Source organism: Nitrincola tibetensis, from assembly GCF_003284585.1.
GTDB lineage: Bacteria > Pseudomonadota > Gammaproteobacteria > Pseudomonadales > Balneatricaceae > Nitrincola > Nitrincola tibetensis.
On sequence record NZ_QKRX01000037.1, the window covers coordinates 1 to 1,544 of the forward strand.

General features: G+C 46.5%; 2 protein-coding genes. Both read left to right on the forward strand.

Features of this window, described 5'->3' with window-relative positions; genetic code table 11:
- Nucleotides 1-269 precede the first annotated feature (269 nt).
- Nucleotides 270-1,076 (forward strand): hypothetical protein, encoded by an 807-nt coding sequence (locus DN062_RS18360; RefSeq protein ID WP_112160734.1) that lies wholly within the window; start codon nt 270-272, stop codon nt 1,074-1,076.
- 252 nt (nt 1,077-1,328) lie between these two features.
- Complete coding sequence (locus DN062_RS18495; protein WP_133256785.1) at nt 1,329-1,511, forward strand: hypothetical protein; 183 nt, start codon at nt 1,329-1,331, stop codon at nt 1,509-1,511.
- Nucleotides 1,512-1,544 lie beyond the last annotated feature (33 nt).

Below are 1,544 nucleotides of genomic sequence, written 5' to 3' on the forward strand. Positions count from 1 at the left end.
CAGAAGCTGATACGCTAGAGAAACTTGAACATCTCTTGCCGTGGAATGCACCACTAGAAAAAGTTTCAAAAAAAGTGACTCAGTACAGCTAGGGGTAGAGTGCTGATTTATTGGCACTTACCTTTCTACGAATAACTGCTGCTTAAAATGGGGGGAATACAATCTGACCTCCGGTCACTGTCACCTTTTGTGCAAAAACCGCACAAAAGGCGCCTGTAGCCTCCGGCAGTTGAGGCGGGCGTTAAGAAGTTTCTCATCTAGGAGTGGTAATGAGATTTTTAGTTAGGTTCTTTTTTGGCCTTCCTGCTCGTAAGGCTGATGTTGAGGAGATAAAAGAGACTCTTCCCGAGATCTTTGAAGAGAATAATAGGTATAAGCGCAGGCGGATAAGACCTTTATGGTGGCTACTCGATGCGACTAATCAAGATATTGAAGCTGAAATAAGACACTGGGTAAGATCCTCAGAGATAGATGATGAGCCGCGTGACTCAAAGCCAACAAGATTCTGTCCTCGTCAAGACTGCCCTTTAAAAGGAGAGGCTGAACCGCAAGGGGAAGGAGCCGAACTTGACGTTTCTTTGCTTAAACTCCTCTCGGCTGGCGGCGGACCTAACGCAAAGCCACCACTCAATATGTTTCTTGATTTGGTGAGAAAACAGCACGCGGAAATGGGGCTCGTAAAAGAAGTTATTCTGACAGACCCATATATCTATAGTGATCTGAGTGAAGATGGCATCGAGGGTGGGTTTGATAATCTTATTGCATATCTTCAGGCATTGAATGTCGATTCGGACTCTACATTCACCATTAAAATGAATCCCTCTCCTAAGCGTGCGACAAAGAAAGCTAAAGAGGCACTGTATAAAAAAATAAGAAAATCATACCCAAATGCATCTCTAGGTAACTATTCACCAAAGTGCAGCTTTCACGACCGTTTTTACATTGTTAGGGATGATAAAGGTCAACTGGGCGGGGTCTTTGGGCCTTCCCTGAATGGCCTCTCATCAAACGCGATAGTTTTGATGGGGGACTTGAATGGCCAACAGGTTCTCAAAAAACTGAGTGCTTGGCTGTAGATCGCTTAACAAGGCCAAGCACGGCGACAGCTTTTTCGTTACGGCTTCGCCTTCACTACAAAGCTGCGCGTGTTGGCAGCGTTAGTGCGTCAAGCAAAGCTTGATGCATCTTGCAGGGTGTAAGTCCCTGCCGGGTAAGGTTTAACTCACCACCCGTATCGAGTGTTGCGCCTATGGCGGAGTCTGTTTTTTTTATAGGCGAACAAGATAGGTGAAGCGTACACAGAGAATTAGTTAGGCCATAGGGGATGCGTGTCCCTGAAGAGCTGGTATCGCTTCGATAAGCACAATCTGACTGACGAGGTTTGTAACGCCACCGAAGTCCATGCAAAGCAGCCGTTAAAGTTAGGCTGTGGCGAGTCAGCGGAGTTATCAAGCCGTGGCATGACTAAAGAGATGTATCAGGAACTTGAGAGAGCCAGAAGTGTTCCATAGGGATACGGTAGGGACGCTAAGCCACAAGCAAGG

What these genes read in the sequence shown, in the direction of transcription:
- DN062_RS18360 (WP_112160734.1), top strand. Translation starts at nt 270, where the DNA reads ATGAGATTTTTAGTTAGGTTCTTTTTTGGCCTTCCTGCTCGTAAGGCT.